Source organism: Pseudomonas sp. (assembly GCF_032058845.1).
Lineage (GTDB): Bacteria > Pseudomonadota > Gammaproteobacteria > Pseudomonadales > Pseudomonadaceae > Aquipseudomonas.
In genome coordinates this window covers 38,657-51,837 of record NZ_DAMCCR010000008.1, presented here as the reverse complement: position 1 = coordinate 51,837, position 13,181 = coordinate 38,657, and the positions used below count along the sequence as shown (strand labels likewise).

Below are 13,181 nucleotides of genomic sequence, written 5' to 3'. Positions count from 1 at the left end.
CCCGCGGAATTGAGTGACCACCATGCCAAAACGTACAGACATCAAAAGCATCCTGATTCTCGGCGCTGGCCCGATCGTGATCGGCCAGGCCTGTGAATTCGACTACTCCGGCGCCCAGGCCTGCAAGGCCCTGCGCGAGGAAGGTTTTCGCGTCATCCTGGTGAACTCCAACCCGGCCACCATCATGACCGACCCGTCGATGGCCGACGCCACCTACATCGAGCCGATCAAATGGCAGACCGTGGCCAAGATCATCGAGAAAGAGCGCCCTGACGCACTGCTGCCGACCATGGGTGGCCAGACTGCCCTGAACTGCGCTCTCGACCTGGAGCGCCACGGCGTGCTGGAGCAGTTCGGCGTCGAGATGATCGGTGCCAACGCCGACACCATCGACAAGGCCGAAGACCGTTCGCGCTTCGACAAGGCCATGAAGGCCATCGGCCTGGAATGCCCGCGTTCCGGCATCGCCCACAGCATGGACGAGGCCAATGCGGTGCTCGAGAAGCTCGGCTTCCCGTGCATCATCCGTCCGTCCTTCACCATGGGTGGCACCGGCGGCGGCATCGCCTACAACCGCGAAGAGTTCGAGGAAATCTGCGCCCGTGGCCTGGACCTGTCGCCGACCAAGGAACTGCTGATCGACGAATCGCTGATCGGTTGGAAGGAATACGAGATGGAGGTGGTCCGCGACAAGAAGGACAACTGCATCATCGTCTGCTCCATCGAAAACTTCGACCCGATGGGCGTGCACACCGGTGACTCGATCACCGTGGCCCCTGCGCAGACCCTGACCGACAAGGAATACCAGATCATGCGCAACGCCTCGCTGGCGGTGCTGCGTGAAATCGGTGTGGAAACCGGCGGTTCCAACGTGCAGTTCGGTATCTGCCCGGACACCGGCCGCATGGTCGTGATCGAGATGAACCCGCGTGTCTCGCGCTCCTCGGCGCTGGCCTCCAAGGCCACCGGCTTCCCGATCGCCAAGATCGCCGCCAAGCTGGCCGTGGGTTACACCCTCGACGAGCTGCAGAACGACATCACCGGCGGCCGCACCCCGGCGTCCTTCGAGCCGTCGATCGACTACGTCGTCACCAAGCTGCCGCGTTTCGCCTTCGAGAAATTCCCCAAGGCCGATGCCCGCCTGACCACGCAGATGAAGTCGGTCGGTGAAGTCATGGCCATTGGCCGGACCTTCCAGGAATCCCTGCAGAAAGCCCTGCGCGGCCTGGAAGTCGGCGTCTGCGGTCTGGACCCGAAAGTCGACCTGGCCAGCGCCGATGCCGCCAGCATCCTCAAACGCGAGCTGACCGTGCCGGGCGCCGAGCGCATCTGGTACGTCGCCGACGCCATGCGTTCTGGCATGACCTGCGACGAGATCTTCGCCCTGACCGGTATCGACCACTGGTTCCTGGTGCAGATGGAAGACCTGATCAAGGAAGAAGAGAAGGTCAAGACCCTGGCCCTGTCGACCATCGACAAGGACTACATGCTGCGCCTCAAGCGCAAGGGCTTCTCGGACCAGCGCCTGGCGAAACTGCTGGGCATCAGCGACAAGAACCTGCGTCGCCACCGCCACAAGCTGGAAGTGTTCCCGGTGTACAAGCGCGTCGACACCTGCGCCGCCGAGTTCGCCACCGACACCGCCTACCTGTATTCGACCTACGAGGAAGAGTGCGAGGCCAACCCGTCGACCCGCGACAAGATCATGATCCTGGGTGGCGGCCCGAACCGTATCGGCCAAGGCATCGAGTTCGACTACTGCTGCGTGCATGCTGCCCTGGCGCTGCGTGAAGACGGGTACGAGACCATCATGGTCAACTGCAACCCGGAAACCGTTTCCACCGACTACGACACCTCCGACCGTCTGTACTTCGAGCCGCTGACGCTGGAAGACGTGCTGGAAGTCTGCCGCGTCGAGAAGCCCAAGGGCGTGATCGTCCACTACGGCGGCCAGACCCCGCTGAAGCTGGCCCGCGCGCTGGAAGAAGCCGGTGTGCCGATCATCGGCACCAGCCCTGATGCCATCGACCGCGCCGAAGACCGCGAGCGCTTCCAGCAGATGGTGCAGCGCCTGAACCTGCTGCAGCCGCCTAACGCCACTGTGCGCAGTGAAGAAGAAGCCGTCGCGGCGGCAGGCGTCATCGGCTACCCGCTGGTGGTGCGTCCTTCGTACGTGCTGGGCGGTCGCGCCATGGAGATCGTCTACGAACTGGACGAGCTCAAGCGCTACCTGCGTGATGCGGTGCAAGTGTCCAACGACAGCCCGGTGCTGCTCGATCACTTCCTCAACTGCGCCATCGAGATGGACGTGGACGCGGTCTGCGACGGCACCGACGTGGTGATCGGCGCGATCATGCAGCACATCGAACAGGCCGGCGTTCACTCCGGCGACTCGGCGTGCTCGCTGCCGCCGTACTCGCTGAGCAAGCACGTGCAGGATCAGGTCCGCGAACAGGTCTCCAAGATGGCCCTGGAGCTGGGCGTGGTCGGCTTGATGAACGTGCAGCTGGCGCTGCAGGGCGACAAGATCTACGTGATCGAAGTCAACCCGCGTGCCTCGCGTACCGTACCGTTCGTGTCCAAGTGCATCGGCACGTCGCTGGCCATGATCGCCGCGCGCGTCATGGCCGGCAAATCGCTGAAAGAGCTCGGTTTCACCAAAGAAATCGTGCCCAACTTCTACAGCGTCAAGGAAGCCGTGTTCCCGTTCGCCAAGTTCCCGGGTGTTGACCCGATCCTCGGCCCTGAGATGAAATCGACCGGTGAAGTGATGGGCGTGGGTGACAGCTTCGGTGAAGCGTTCGCCAAGGCCCAGATGGGCGCCAGCGAAGTGCTGCCGACCGGCGGCACCGCCTTCATCAGCGTGCGTGACGACGACAAGCCACAGGTGGCAGCCGTTGCCCGTGACCTGATCGCCTTGGGCTTTGAAGTCGTGGCCACCGTCGGCACCGCCAAGGTGATCGAGGCTGCCGGCCTGAAAGTCCGTCGCGTGAACAAGGTGACCGAAGGTCGTCCGCACGTGGTCGACATGATCAAGAACGACGAAGTGTCGCTGATCATCAACACCACCGAAGGCCGTCAGTCGATTGCCGACTCTTACTCGATCCGCCGCAATGCGCTGCAGCACAAGATCTACTGCACGACCACCATTGCCGCGGGTGAAGCCATCTGTGAAGCGCTGAAGTTCGGTCCGGAAAAGACCGTTCGCCGCTTGCAGGATCTGCACGCAGGGTTGAACGCATGAGCATTACCAAGTACCCGATGACCGTCCAGGGCGCTCGCGCCCTGGAAGAAGAACACCTGTTCCTGAGCAAGACCGAACGCCCCCGCCTGAGCCAGGCAATCGGTGAAGCGCGCGAACTGGGTGACCTCAAGGAAAACGCCGAATACCATGCCGCCCGTGAGGAGCAGGGCATGGTCGAGGCGCGGATTCGTGACATCGAAGGCCGCATGCAGAATGCGGTGATCATCGATGTGACGACCATCGCTCACACCGGCAAGGTGATCTTCGGCACCACCGTCGAGCTGGCCAATACCGAAACCGACGAGCGGGTGAAATACCAGATCGTCGGCGAAGACGAAGCCAACATCAAACAGGGCAAAATCTCGGCCAGCGCCCCGATTGCCCGCGCCATCATTGCGAAGAGCGAAGGCGATATCGTCGTGATCAAGACACCAAGCGGCACAGTCGAGTACGAGATTGTCGAAGTCCAGCACATCTGACCGACGCCTGCGGGCGCCATCGCTCGAAGGCATCCTCTGGCAACTGGCCCAGGTTTTCTGGGTCGGCGGCCTGTGGGTGTTTCACGTTGGCCTGGTGCCTGCGCTCAAGGTCTCGGGCCTGGCACCGTTGCTGGTGCAGGACATCGCGGCGCAGATCGATCGCTGGTTGATTGGCGTGGCGTTGCTCGGTCTGCTGACCCAGCTGGCGGTATTGGCGAGGGTTGAGGGCCTGGCAGCGTGGTGGCGACAGTTCCGCGGGCAGATGCTGCTGCTCGGCTTCAGCGCATGTGTGGGCTACTACACGTTGCGCTATGGCATTTCGGTGGGTGAGCGCTGGCAGATGTTCTGCTTTCTGGTTCTGGGCTTTTCCGGCATCGTGCTGGTGGCCCAGCCGGTGCCGGTCAGGACGCGCCTGGCGCGCCGCTGACCGAAACCACCGTTACTTGTAGCGGTGGATGTTCGACAGTTGCTTGTTCGGCTGCGGGTTCTTGCGATAGACCAGGGCTTTCTTGCCGATGGTCTGCACCAGCTCGGCGCGGCCGGCCTTGCACAGCGCTGTGATGGTAGCGGCGCGTTCCTCGCGATCTTCGGAACGGATTTCCACCTTGATCAGCTCGTGGTCTGCCAGTGCACGCTCAAGCTCGGCGATCACACCCTCATTCAGACCGTTGCCGGCGATGATCAAGACCGGCTTGAGGTCATGACCAATGGATTTGTACTGCTTCTTCTGCTCGTTATTGAGCGGCATAATCTGACCCTTTTCGTCTGATTCTGTAAAATTGACCGGCATTTTACCCGAGGGCCCCTGGCTCGCCCAGTCAATCACCACGCATATCATCGAGGTGCCCCGTGGCGCAACGTTCCAAAAGCAGCCAGAACTGGCTGCGAGAGCATTTCAACGACCCCTTCGTCAAGCAAGCGCAGAAGGATGGCTACCGTTCCCGAGCCAGCTACAAGCTGCTGGAGATCCAGGAAAAGGACCGTCTGATTCGTCCTGGCATGAGCGTTATCGACCTCGGCGCGGCGCCCGGTGGCTGGTCCCAGGTGACCAGTCGTCTGATCGGTGGTCAGGGCCGGCTGATCGCGTCGGACATCCTCGAGATGGACTCCATCCCCGATGTCACCTTCATCCACGGCGATTTCACCCACGATTCGGTGCTTGAGCAGATCCTGCAGGCGGTCGGCGATTCGCATGTCGACCTTGTGATTTCCGATATGGCCCCCAACATGAGTGGTACGCCCGAGGTCGACATGCCGCGCGCCATGTTCCTGTGCGAGTTGGCGCTGGATCTGGCCAGCCGCGTCTTGCGCCCCGGCGGTGATTTCCTGATCAAGATCTTCCAGGGTGAAGGCTTTGACAGCTACCTGAAGGATGTCCGCACCCGTTTCGACAAGGTGCAGATGCGCAAACCGTCGTCTTCCCGAGACCGCTCTCGCGAGCAATATCTGTTGGGCAAGGGCTTCAAGGGTTGAGGAGGCAAGGTGTCAGGCTTGGCCGGCGATAGTTATTTGCAATCGGCGGTCGCGTCAGCAATCTCTGAACTTCGTGTAGGCTGAATTTCACAAAGGGTTACAGACGGTGCCTGCGGGTGCGTAGGTAATGTAGTAAGTTAGGGCGCTGTATATCATGCGAGGCACGGCTGCGTCGTGCGCCGACCTCTGAGGGTAGCTAATTGAACGACATGGCAAAGAATCTGATCCTGTGGTTGATCATCGCGGCAGTCCTGGTGACGGTGATGAACAACTTCTCCAGCCCGAACGAGCCGCAGACCCTCAACTATTCCGACTTCATCCAGCAGGTCAAGGACGGTAAGGTCGAGCGCGTCACGGTCGACGGTGCCGTCATCAATGGCAAGCGTTCCGATGGCGACACCTTCAAGACCATCCGTCCTGCCATTGCCGACAACGGCCTGATTGGCGATCTGGTCGACAACCACGTGGTTGTCGAAGGCAAGCAGCCTGAGCAGCAGAGCATCTGGACCCAGTTGCTGGTGGCCAGCTTCCCGATCCTGATCATCATGGCGCTGGCCATGTTCTTCATGCGTCAGATGCAGGGCGGGGCAGGCGGCAAGGGCGGCCCGATGAGCTTTGGCAAGAGCAAGGCGCGCCTGCTGTCCGAAGACCAGGTGAAAACCACCCTGGCAGATGTTGCCGGTTGTGACGAAGCCAAGGAAGAAGTCGGCGAGCTGGTCGAGTTTCTTCGCGATCCGGGCAAGTTCCAGCGCCTGGGCGGTCGCATTCCACGCGGCGTGCTGATGGTCGGCCCACCGGGTACCGGTAAGACCCTGATCGCCAAGGCGATCGCGGGCGAGGCCAAGGTGCCGTTCTTCACCATTTCCGGTTCCGACTTCGTCGAAATGTTCGTCGGTGTGGGCGCCAGCCGTGTGCGCGACATGTTCGAGCAGGCCAAGAAGCACGCGCCTTGCATCATCTTCATCGACGAAATCGATGCCGTGGGTCGTCACCGTGGTGCCGGTATGGGCGGTGGTCACGATGAACGTGAGCAAACCCTCAACCAGTTGCTGGTCGAGATGGACGGCTTTGAAATGAACGATGGCATCATCGTCATCGCTGCCACCAACCGTCCTGACGTGCTTGACCCCGCGCTGCTGCGTCCGGGCCGCTTCGACCGTCAGGTCGTGGTCGGCCTGCCAGACATTCGCGGTCGCGAGCAGATCCTGAAAGTCCACATGCGCAAGGTGCCAGCGGGCGACAACGTCAATGCAGCGGTCATCGCGCGTGGCACCCCTGGCTTCTCCGGTGCCGACCTTGCCAACCTGGTCAACGAGGCCTCTCTGTTCGCCGCCCGCGCTGGCAAGCGCACGGTGGAAATGAAAGAGTTCGAGCTGGCTAAAGACAAGATCATGATGGGCGCCGAGCGCAAGACCATGGTCATGTCCGACAAGGAAAAGCGTAACACCGCCTATCACGAAGCTGGCCATGCGATCGTCGGCCGCGTTGTGCCTGAGCATGATCCGGTCTACAAGGTATCGATCATTCCGCGTGGTCGGGCCCTGGGTGTGACCATGTTCCTGCCCGAAGAAGACCGTTACAGCCTGTCCAAGCGCGCGCTGATCAGCCAGATCTGCTCGCTGTACGGTGGTCGTATCGCCGAAGAGATGACGCTCGGTTTCGACGGCGTGACCACTGGCGCGTCCAACGACATCATGCGTGCCAGCCAGATCGCCCGAAACATGGTTACCAAGTGGGGGCTGTCGGAAAAACTCGGGCCGTTGATGTATGCCGAGGAAGAGGGCGAAGTGTTCCTGGGTCGTGGTGGCGGTTCGCAGCAGTCCAGCGTTTCGGGTGAGACCGCCAAGCTGATCGACTCCGAGGTGCGCAGCATCATCGACCAGTGCTACGCCACTGCGCAGCAGATCCTCACCGAGAACCGCGAGAAGCTCGATGCCATGGCGGATGCGTTGATGAAGTACGAAACCATCGACGCAGACCAGATCGACGACATCATGGCCGGTCGCGCCCCGCGCGAGCCGCGTGACTGGGACAACGATGCCGGCACCCCTGGCAACCCTGCCGCTCAGGGCGACCGCCCCGAGTCCCCGATTGGCGGTCCAGCCGCGGATCACTAAGGGCTTCTATGACCTCCACGCAATATCCCACCCGGTTGCCTTGCGGCAGCCGGGTGCTTGACCTTTCGCGTACCCACGTCATGGGTATCCTCAATGTCACGCCCGATTCCTTCTCGGACGGCGGCCGATTCGCCCAGCGCGATCAGGCGCTGTTCCACGCTCAAGCCATGGTCGAAGCCGGCGCCACGCTGATCGACATCGGCGGCGAATCCACGCGCCCAGGTGCACGCCCTGTGTCGGTGACTGAAGAGCTGGAGCGCGTCGCGCCGGTGGTCGAGGCCATCAGCGCTCGGCTGGACGTCATCGTCTCCGTCGATACCTCGACACCTGCGGTGATGCGTGAGTCGGCCCGTGTCGGCGCCGGCATGATCAATGATGTGCGTGCGCTCGAGCGTGACGGGGCGCTGGACGCTGCCGCTGCGACCGGCCTGCCGGTGTGTCTGATGCACATGCGCGGTGAGCCGGGCAACATGCAGGACGCGCCTCACTATGACGACGTGACGGCCGAAGTCGCCCGCTATCTGCAGCAGCGCATGACGGCTTGCGCCGCAGCGGGCATTCCTGCAGAGCGTATCGTGCTCGACCCGGGATTTGGCTTTGCCAAGACGCTCGAACATAACCTGAGCCTGTTCAAGCACCTCGAAGCGCTCGCGGAACTTGCTCGGCCGTTGCTGGTCGGTGTTTCGCGCAAGAGTATGATCGGCCTGACGCTGCAGCGTCCTGTGGATCAGCGCCTGTATGGCGGCCTGGCGCTGGCCGCCTTGGCCATGACCAAGGGTGCGAGAATTCTGCGGGTGCACGACGTTGCCGAAACAATCGATGTGGTGCGGATGATCACAGCCGTGCAGAGCGCCGAATAGAATAATTGGAGTGACACATGAGCAGAAAATACTTCGGCACCGACGGCATTCGCGGTCGCGTCGGGCAGTTCCCCATTACGCCTGATTTCATGCTCAAGCTCGGCTGGGCGGCCGGTATGGCGTTCCGCAAGCTTGGCCACTGCCGCGTGCTGGTCGGCAAAGACACGCGTATTTCCGGGTACATGTTCGAATCTGCGCTGGAGGCCGGATTGTCTGCGGCCGGCGCCGATGTGATGCTGCTGGGCCCGATGCCCACGCCTGCCATCGCTTACCTGACACGGACCTTCCACGCCGAAGCCGGCATCGTGATCAGTGCCTCGCACAACCCGCACGATGACAACGGCATCAAGTTCTTCTCCGGCAAGGGCACCAAGCTGCCGGACGATATCGAGCAGATGATCGAGGAATTGCTCGATCAGCCGATGACGGTGGTGGACTCCAGCAAGCTGGGCAAAGTGTCGCGCATTACCGACGCCGCCGGGCGCTACATCGAATTCTGCAAGGGCAGTGTGCCGACGGGCACCAGCTTCGAAGGCCTGAAACTGGTCGTCGACTGTGCCCATGGCGCCACGTACAAGGTGGCGCCCAGCGTGTTCCAGGAGCTGGGCGCGGCTGTCACCGTGCTGCACGCGCAGCCCGATGGGCTGAACATCAACGAAGGCTGTGGCTCGACGCACATCGAGTCCCTGCAGGCGGCGGTCCTGATCGGCCATGCCGACCTGGGCATCGCCTTCGATGGCGACGGCGATCGGGTGCTGATGGTCGACCACACCGGCGCGATCGTCGATGGTGACGAACTGCTGTTCATCCTGGCCCGTGATCTGCAGGACCGTGGCAAGTTGCAGGGCGGCGTTGTGGGTACGCTGATGAGCAACCTCGGCCTGGAGCTTGCGCTGAAAGACCTCGACATTCCGTTTGTTCGTGCCAAGGTCGGTGACCGCTACGTGATGGCCGAGCTGACGGCGCGCGAATGGCAGCTGGGCGGAGAAAATTCCGGTCACGTCGTGTGCGCCAACCACACCACCACGGGGGATGCCATCATTGCCGCGCTGCAGGTGCTGATGGCCCTCAAGCGTCGCGGTGAAACCCTGGCCCAGGCGCGTCAGGCCATCCGCAAGTGCCCGCAGGTGTTGATCAACGTACGTTTTGCCGCGGGGCAGGATGACCCATTGGAAAACCCGGCGGTGCAACAGGCCAGTGCCGATGCCACGCAGGCGATGGCTGGGCGCGGGCGGGTACTGCTGCGCAAGTCGGGCACCGAGCCCCTGGTGCGGGTCATGGTCGAGGGTGATGACGAAAGCCAGGTCCGCCTGCATGCCGAGACGCTGGCGAAACTCGTCTCTCAAGTTTGTGCTTGAAAGTCGCTTGCCAGCGCGTTTCTGGTTGGGTAAGATCTGCGCCCACTTCGACCTGTGAGGTAAAGCATGCGTCGCCCCATGGTAGCTGGTAACTGGAAGATGCACGGTACCCGCGCCGGTGTCGCTGAACTGCTCGAAGGGCTGAACCATATGCCCATGTCGAGTGAGGTCGAAGTTGCGGTTTTTCCTTCTTCTTTGCACATCGCGCAAGTAATCGATGGGCTAGAAGGTAGCGGAATTACCGTCGGTGCACAGAATTCTGCAATACAGTCCGAACAGGGCGCGTTGACCGGGGAAGTTGCCCCGAGTCAATTGGCTGAAATGGGCTGCAAGTTGGTGCTGATAGGTCATTCCGAACGTCGCCAGATCATCGGTGAAAGTGAAGAAGTACTGCAGCAGAAGTTTGCAGCCGCTCAGGCCTGTGGTTTGAAGCCGGTGCTTTGTATTGGGGAAACCCTTGAAGAGCGCGAGGCGGGCAAGACGCTTGAAGTCGTTGGGCGTCAGTTGAGCAGTATCATCGAAGCTTTCGGTGTTGCCGCTTTTGCCAATGCGGTGGTTGCCTATGAGCCTGTATGGGCCATTGGTACGGGGCTTACGGCCTCTCCGCAGCAAGCCCAGGATGTGCATGCGGCCATTCGCGCACAGTTCGCGACGAAGGACGCCGAGGTGGCTGCGAATCTTCAGCTGCTCTACGGTGGCAGCGTCAAGGCGGCCAATGCGGCCGAACTGTTCGGCATGCCGGATATCGATGGGGGGCTCATTGGTGGAGCTTCCTTGAACGCAGACGAATTCGGTGCAATTTGTCGCGCCGCAGGAAACTGAAATGCTGGAAACAGTCGTAGTTGTTTTTCATCTGTTAGCAGCACTGTCGCTTGTGGCGCTGGTGTTGATGCAACAGGGTAAAGGTGCTGAAGCAGGTGCATCTTTCGGCGCAGGTGCCTCCAATACTGTGTTCGGAAGTCAGGGTTCGGCGACTTTCTTAAGTAAATTCACTGCTATACTTGCTGCCACTTTCTTTTTAACTGCACTTGGGTTAGGATACTTCGCAAAGGAGAAGGCTCACGAGCTGACTCAAGCAGGTTTGCCAGATCCAGCAGTTCTTGAAGTTAAAGAGCCCAAGCCGGCGGTAAATGATGATGTACCGGTTCTGAAGCAACAAAAGAGCGAAACCACCCAGCAAGGTGATGTACCTCCTGCCGCTGAAGAATCAAAGTAATACGCTTTACATGTAGTTTTGCCGAGGTGGTGGAATTGGTAGACACGCAACCTTGAGGTGGTTGTGCCCATAGGGTGTAGGGGTTCGAGTCCCCTTCTCGGTACCAATTGAAGCATGAGAGCCCGCTGTAGCGGGCTTTCTTGCAGGTGGAGGTCGGATTGACCCAAAAGGGGTTCAGTCTTATACTTTTGCCCCAGCTTTGTCGCGGGGTGGAGCAGCTTGGTAGCTCGTCGGGCTCATAACCCGAAGGTCGTTGGTTCAAATCCAGCCCCCGCAACCAGCTTCAGCAAAGCCCCTTTTCAGGGGCTTTTTGCTAGCCGAACAGTATTCGGCGCCGTTGTCCAACGGCGTCTTCAGGGATGGGCGCTTCGCCCATTTTTCATTTGCACAGCATGCACGAGGGGGTTCAGGTGTCGAGCAAGCTAGAACAGTTGCAGGCCTTGTTGGCCCCGGTGGTCGAGGGGCTGGGCTTTCAATGCTGGGGGATCGAATACATCTCCCAGGGCAAGCACACGGTGTTGCGTGTCTACATCGACAAAGAAGGCGGCATCATGGTCGAAGACTGCGAAGCGGTCAGTCGCCAGATCAGCGGCGTTCTCGATGTAGAGGATCCGATCACCAGTGAGTATGCCCTTGAGGTTTCCTCGCCCGGGATGGATCGGCCATTGTTCACGTTGGAACAGTACGCCGCGCATGCCGGCGAGCAAGTGAAGATCAAGCTGCGCACGCCGTTCGAAGGCCGTCGCAACTTTCAAGGCCTCCTCCGTGGTGTCGAGGACCAGGATGTGGTGGTCCAGGTGGACCAGAACGAATTCCTGCTGCCGATCGACTCGATCGACAAGGCCAATATTATTCCCAGTTTTGACTGAGACGTGCCGGGTCCGCCGGATTATACGGGCCCAATGGCTTGCGCAAGGCGAGGCGTACGATGAGCAAAGAAGTACTGCTGGTTGTTGAATCGGTATCCAACGAGAAGGGTGTACCCCCTGGCGTTATTTTCGACGCCCTGGAAGTAGCGCTGGCGACCGCAACCAAAAAACGATTTGAAGACGAAGTCGATCTGCGTGTGGAAATCAACCGCCACACCGGCAGCTACGAGACGTTCCGTCGCTGGACCGTGGTCGAGGAAGACGCACTGGACGATCCGGCCATCGAAACCTGGCCGACCAAGGTGCACCTGACTCACCCTGAAGCCCAGGTTGGCGACGTCATCGAAGAGAAAATCGACTCGATCGAGTTCGGTCGTATCGCTGCACAGACCGCCAAGCAGGTGATCGTGCAGAAGGTTCGCGAAGCTGAGCGCGCCCAGGTGGTCGACGCCTACCGCGAGCGGGTCAACGAGATCATCTCCGGCACCGTCAAGAAAGTCACACGTGACAACATCATCGTCGACCTGGGCAACAATGCCGAAGCATTGCTCGCTCGCGAAGACATCATTCCCCGCGAAACCTTCCGGGTCGGTGTGCGCTTGCGCGCGCTGCTCAAGGAGATTCGCAGTGAAAACCGCGGCCCTCAGCTGATCCTGTCGCGTACTGCGCCACAGATGCTGATCGAGCTGTTCCGCATCGAGGTCCCGGAAATTGCCGAAGGCCTCATTGAAGTCATGGCCGCCTCCCGTGATCCGGGATCGCGTGCCAAGATCGCCGTCCGCTCCAAGGACAAGCGCATCGACCCGCAAGGTGCCTGTATCGGCATGCGCGGTTCGCGTGTACAAGCTGTGTCTGGCGAGCTGGGTGGTGAGCGTGTCGATATCGTCCTCTGGGACGATAACCCGGCACAATTTGTCATCAACGCCATGTCGCCGGCCGAAGTCGCGGCGATCATCGTTGATGAAGATGCCCATGCCATGGACATCGCCGTCGCCGAAGACAACCTCGCCCAGGCCATCGGTCGTGGCGGGCAGAACGTTCGGTTGGCCAGTCAGTTGACCGGCTGGACCTTGAATGTGATGACCGAGAAGGATATCCAGGCCAAGCAGCAAGCAGAAACTGGCGACATCCTGCGTAATTTCGTTGAAGAACTGGAAGTCGACGAGGAGCTGGCACAAGTGCTGGTCGACGAAGGCTTTACCAGCCTCGAAGAAATTGCCTACGTACCGTTGGAAGAAATGCTCAACATCGATGGCTTTGACGAAGAGATCGTCAACGAGCTTCGCGCTCGTGCCAAGGACCGTTTGTTGACCAAAGCCATCGCTACCGAAGAAAAACTGGCAGACGCCCATCCGGCCGAAGACCTGCTCTCTCTCGAGGGCATGGATCCGGACCTGGCAGCGGAACTGGCGGTGCGCGGCGTGGTTAACCGCGAAGACCTGGCCGAGCAGTCGATTGACGACCTGCTCGACATCGACGGCATCGACGAAGAGCGTGCCGGCAAGTTGATCATGGCCGCCCGAGCCCACTGGTTCGAGTAATTAGGCGCGGCCTGAGGAGAGAAA

General features: G+C 60.6%; 12 protein-coding genes and 2 tRNA genes. 13 read left to right on the top strand and 1 reads right to left on the bottom strand.

Going from position 1 to position 13,181, the window contains the following annotated elements:
- The first annotated feature begins 22 nt into the window (after positions 1–22).
- The 3 genes from carB to RT028_RS03045 are packed head-to-tail and all read left to right on the top strand — an operon-like array spanning position 23 to position 4,150.
- Positions 23–3,244: a carbamoyl-phosphate synthase large subunit gene (gene carB, locus RT028_RS03055; RefSeq protein WP_312932319.1), complete on the top strand. Its 3,222-nt coding sequence runs from the start codon at positions 23–25 to the stop codon at positions 3,242–3,244.
- The gene (gene greA / locus RT028_RS03050; protein WP_312932317.1) at positions 3,241–3,723 is read left to right on the top strand and encodes a transcription elongation factor GreA; all 483 of its coding nucleotides are present in this window, start codon (positions 3,241–3,243) and stop codon (positions 3,721–3,723) included. Before carB ends, greA begins: the two co-directional genes overlap by 4 nt.
- Positions 3,701–4,150 carry an MFS transporter gene (locus RT028_RS03045; RefSeq protein WP_312932315.1) on the top strand — a complete coding sequence of 150 codons (450 nt, stop codon included), beginning with the start codon at positions 3,701–3,703 and terminating at the stop codon, positions 4,148–4,150. The genes greA and RT028_RS03045 overlap by 23 nt, the downstream gene beginning before the upstream one ends.
- Positions 4,151–4,162: 12 nt before the next feature.
- Here the strand turns inward: RT028_RS03045 and yhbY are convergent, their stop codons facing one another.
- Positions 4,163–4,471: a ribosome assembly RNA-binding protein YhbY gene (gene yhbY / locus RT028_RS03040; protein ID WP_312932313.1), complete on the bottom strand. Its 309-nt coding sequence runs from the start codon at positions 4,469–4,471 to the stop codon at positions 4,163–4,165.
- Positions 4,472–4,572: 101 nt separating this feature from the next.
- Between yhbY and rlmE the strand changes: the two genes are divergently transcribed.
- From rlmE to nusA, 10 genes are all read left to right on the top strand, one after another.
- Positions 4,573–5,196: a 23S rRNA (uridine(2552)-2'-O)-methyltransferase RlmE gene (rlmE, locus tag RT028_RS03035; RefSeq protein ID WP_312932311.1), complete on the top strand. Its 624-nt coding sequence runs from the start codon at positions 4,573–4,575 to the stop codon at positions 5,194–5,196.
- A 209-nt stretch (positions 5,197–5,405) separates the two neighbouring features.
- Positions 5,406–7,313, top strand: coding sequence for an ATP-dependent zinc metalloprotease FtsH (gene ftsH, locus RT028_RS03030; RefSeq protein WP_312932309.1), 1,908 nt, complete (start codon positions 5,406–5,408; stop codon positions 7,311–7,313).
- 8 nt (positions 7,314–7,321) lie between these two features.
- Positions 7,322–8,173 (top strand): dihydropteroate synthase, encoded by an 852-nt coding sequence (gene folP, locus RT028_RS03025; RefSeq protein ID WP_312932307.1) that lies wholly within the window; start codon positions 7,322–7,324, stop codon positions 8,171–8,173.
- Positions 8,174–8,190: 17 nt separating this feature from the next.
- Positions 8,191–9,531 carry a phosphoglucosamine mutase gene (gene glmM, locus RT028_RS03020; RefSeq protein ID WP_312932305.1) on the top strand — a complete coding sequence of 447 codons (1,341 nt, stop codon included), beginning with the start codon at positions 8,191–8,193 and terminating at the stop codon, positions 9,529–9,531.
- Positions 9,532–9,597: 66 nt separating this feature from the next.
- Complete coding sequence (gene tpiA, locus RT028_RS03015; RefSeq protein WP_312932303.1) at positions 9,598–10,353, top strand: triose-phosphate isomerase; 756 nt, start codon at positions 9,598–9,600, stop codon at positions 10,351–10,353.
- Between the two features lies 1 nt (position 10,354).
- Positions 10,355–10,747, top strand: coding sequence for a preprotein translocase subunit SecG (gene secG / locus RT028_RS03010; RefSeq protein WP_312932301.1), 393 nt, complete (start codon positions 10,355–10,357; stop codon positions 10,745–10,747).
- Positions 10,748–10,767: 20 nt separating this feature from the next.
- Positions 10,768–10,853, top strand: a tRNA-Leu gene (locus tag RT028_RS03005).
- 97 nt (positions 10,854–10,950) lie between these two features.
- A tRNA-Met gene (locus tag RT028_RS03000) sits at positions 10,951–11,027 on the top strand.
- Between the two features lie 130 nt (positions 11,028–11,157).
- On the top strand, positions 11,158–11,616 hold the full coding sequence (gene rimP, locus RT028_RS02995; protein WP_312932353.1) for a ribosome maturation factor RimP: 459 nt from the start codon (positions 11,158–11,160) through the stop codon (positions 11,614–11,616).
- Between the two features lie 59 nt (positions 11,617–11,675).
- Positions 11,676–13,157: a transcription termination factor NusA gene (gene nusA / locus RT028_RS02990; protein WP_312932299.1), complete on the top strand. Its 1,482-nt coding sequence runs from the start codon at positions 11,676–11,678 to the stop codon at positions 13,155–13,157.
- The last annotated feature ends 24 nt before the right edge of the window (positions 13,158–13,181 follow it).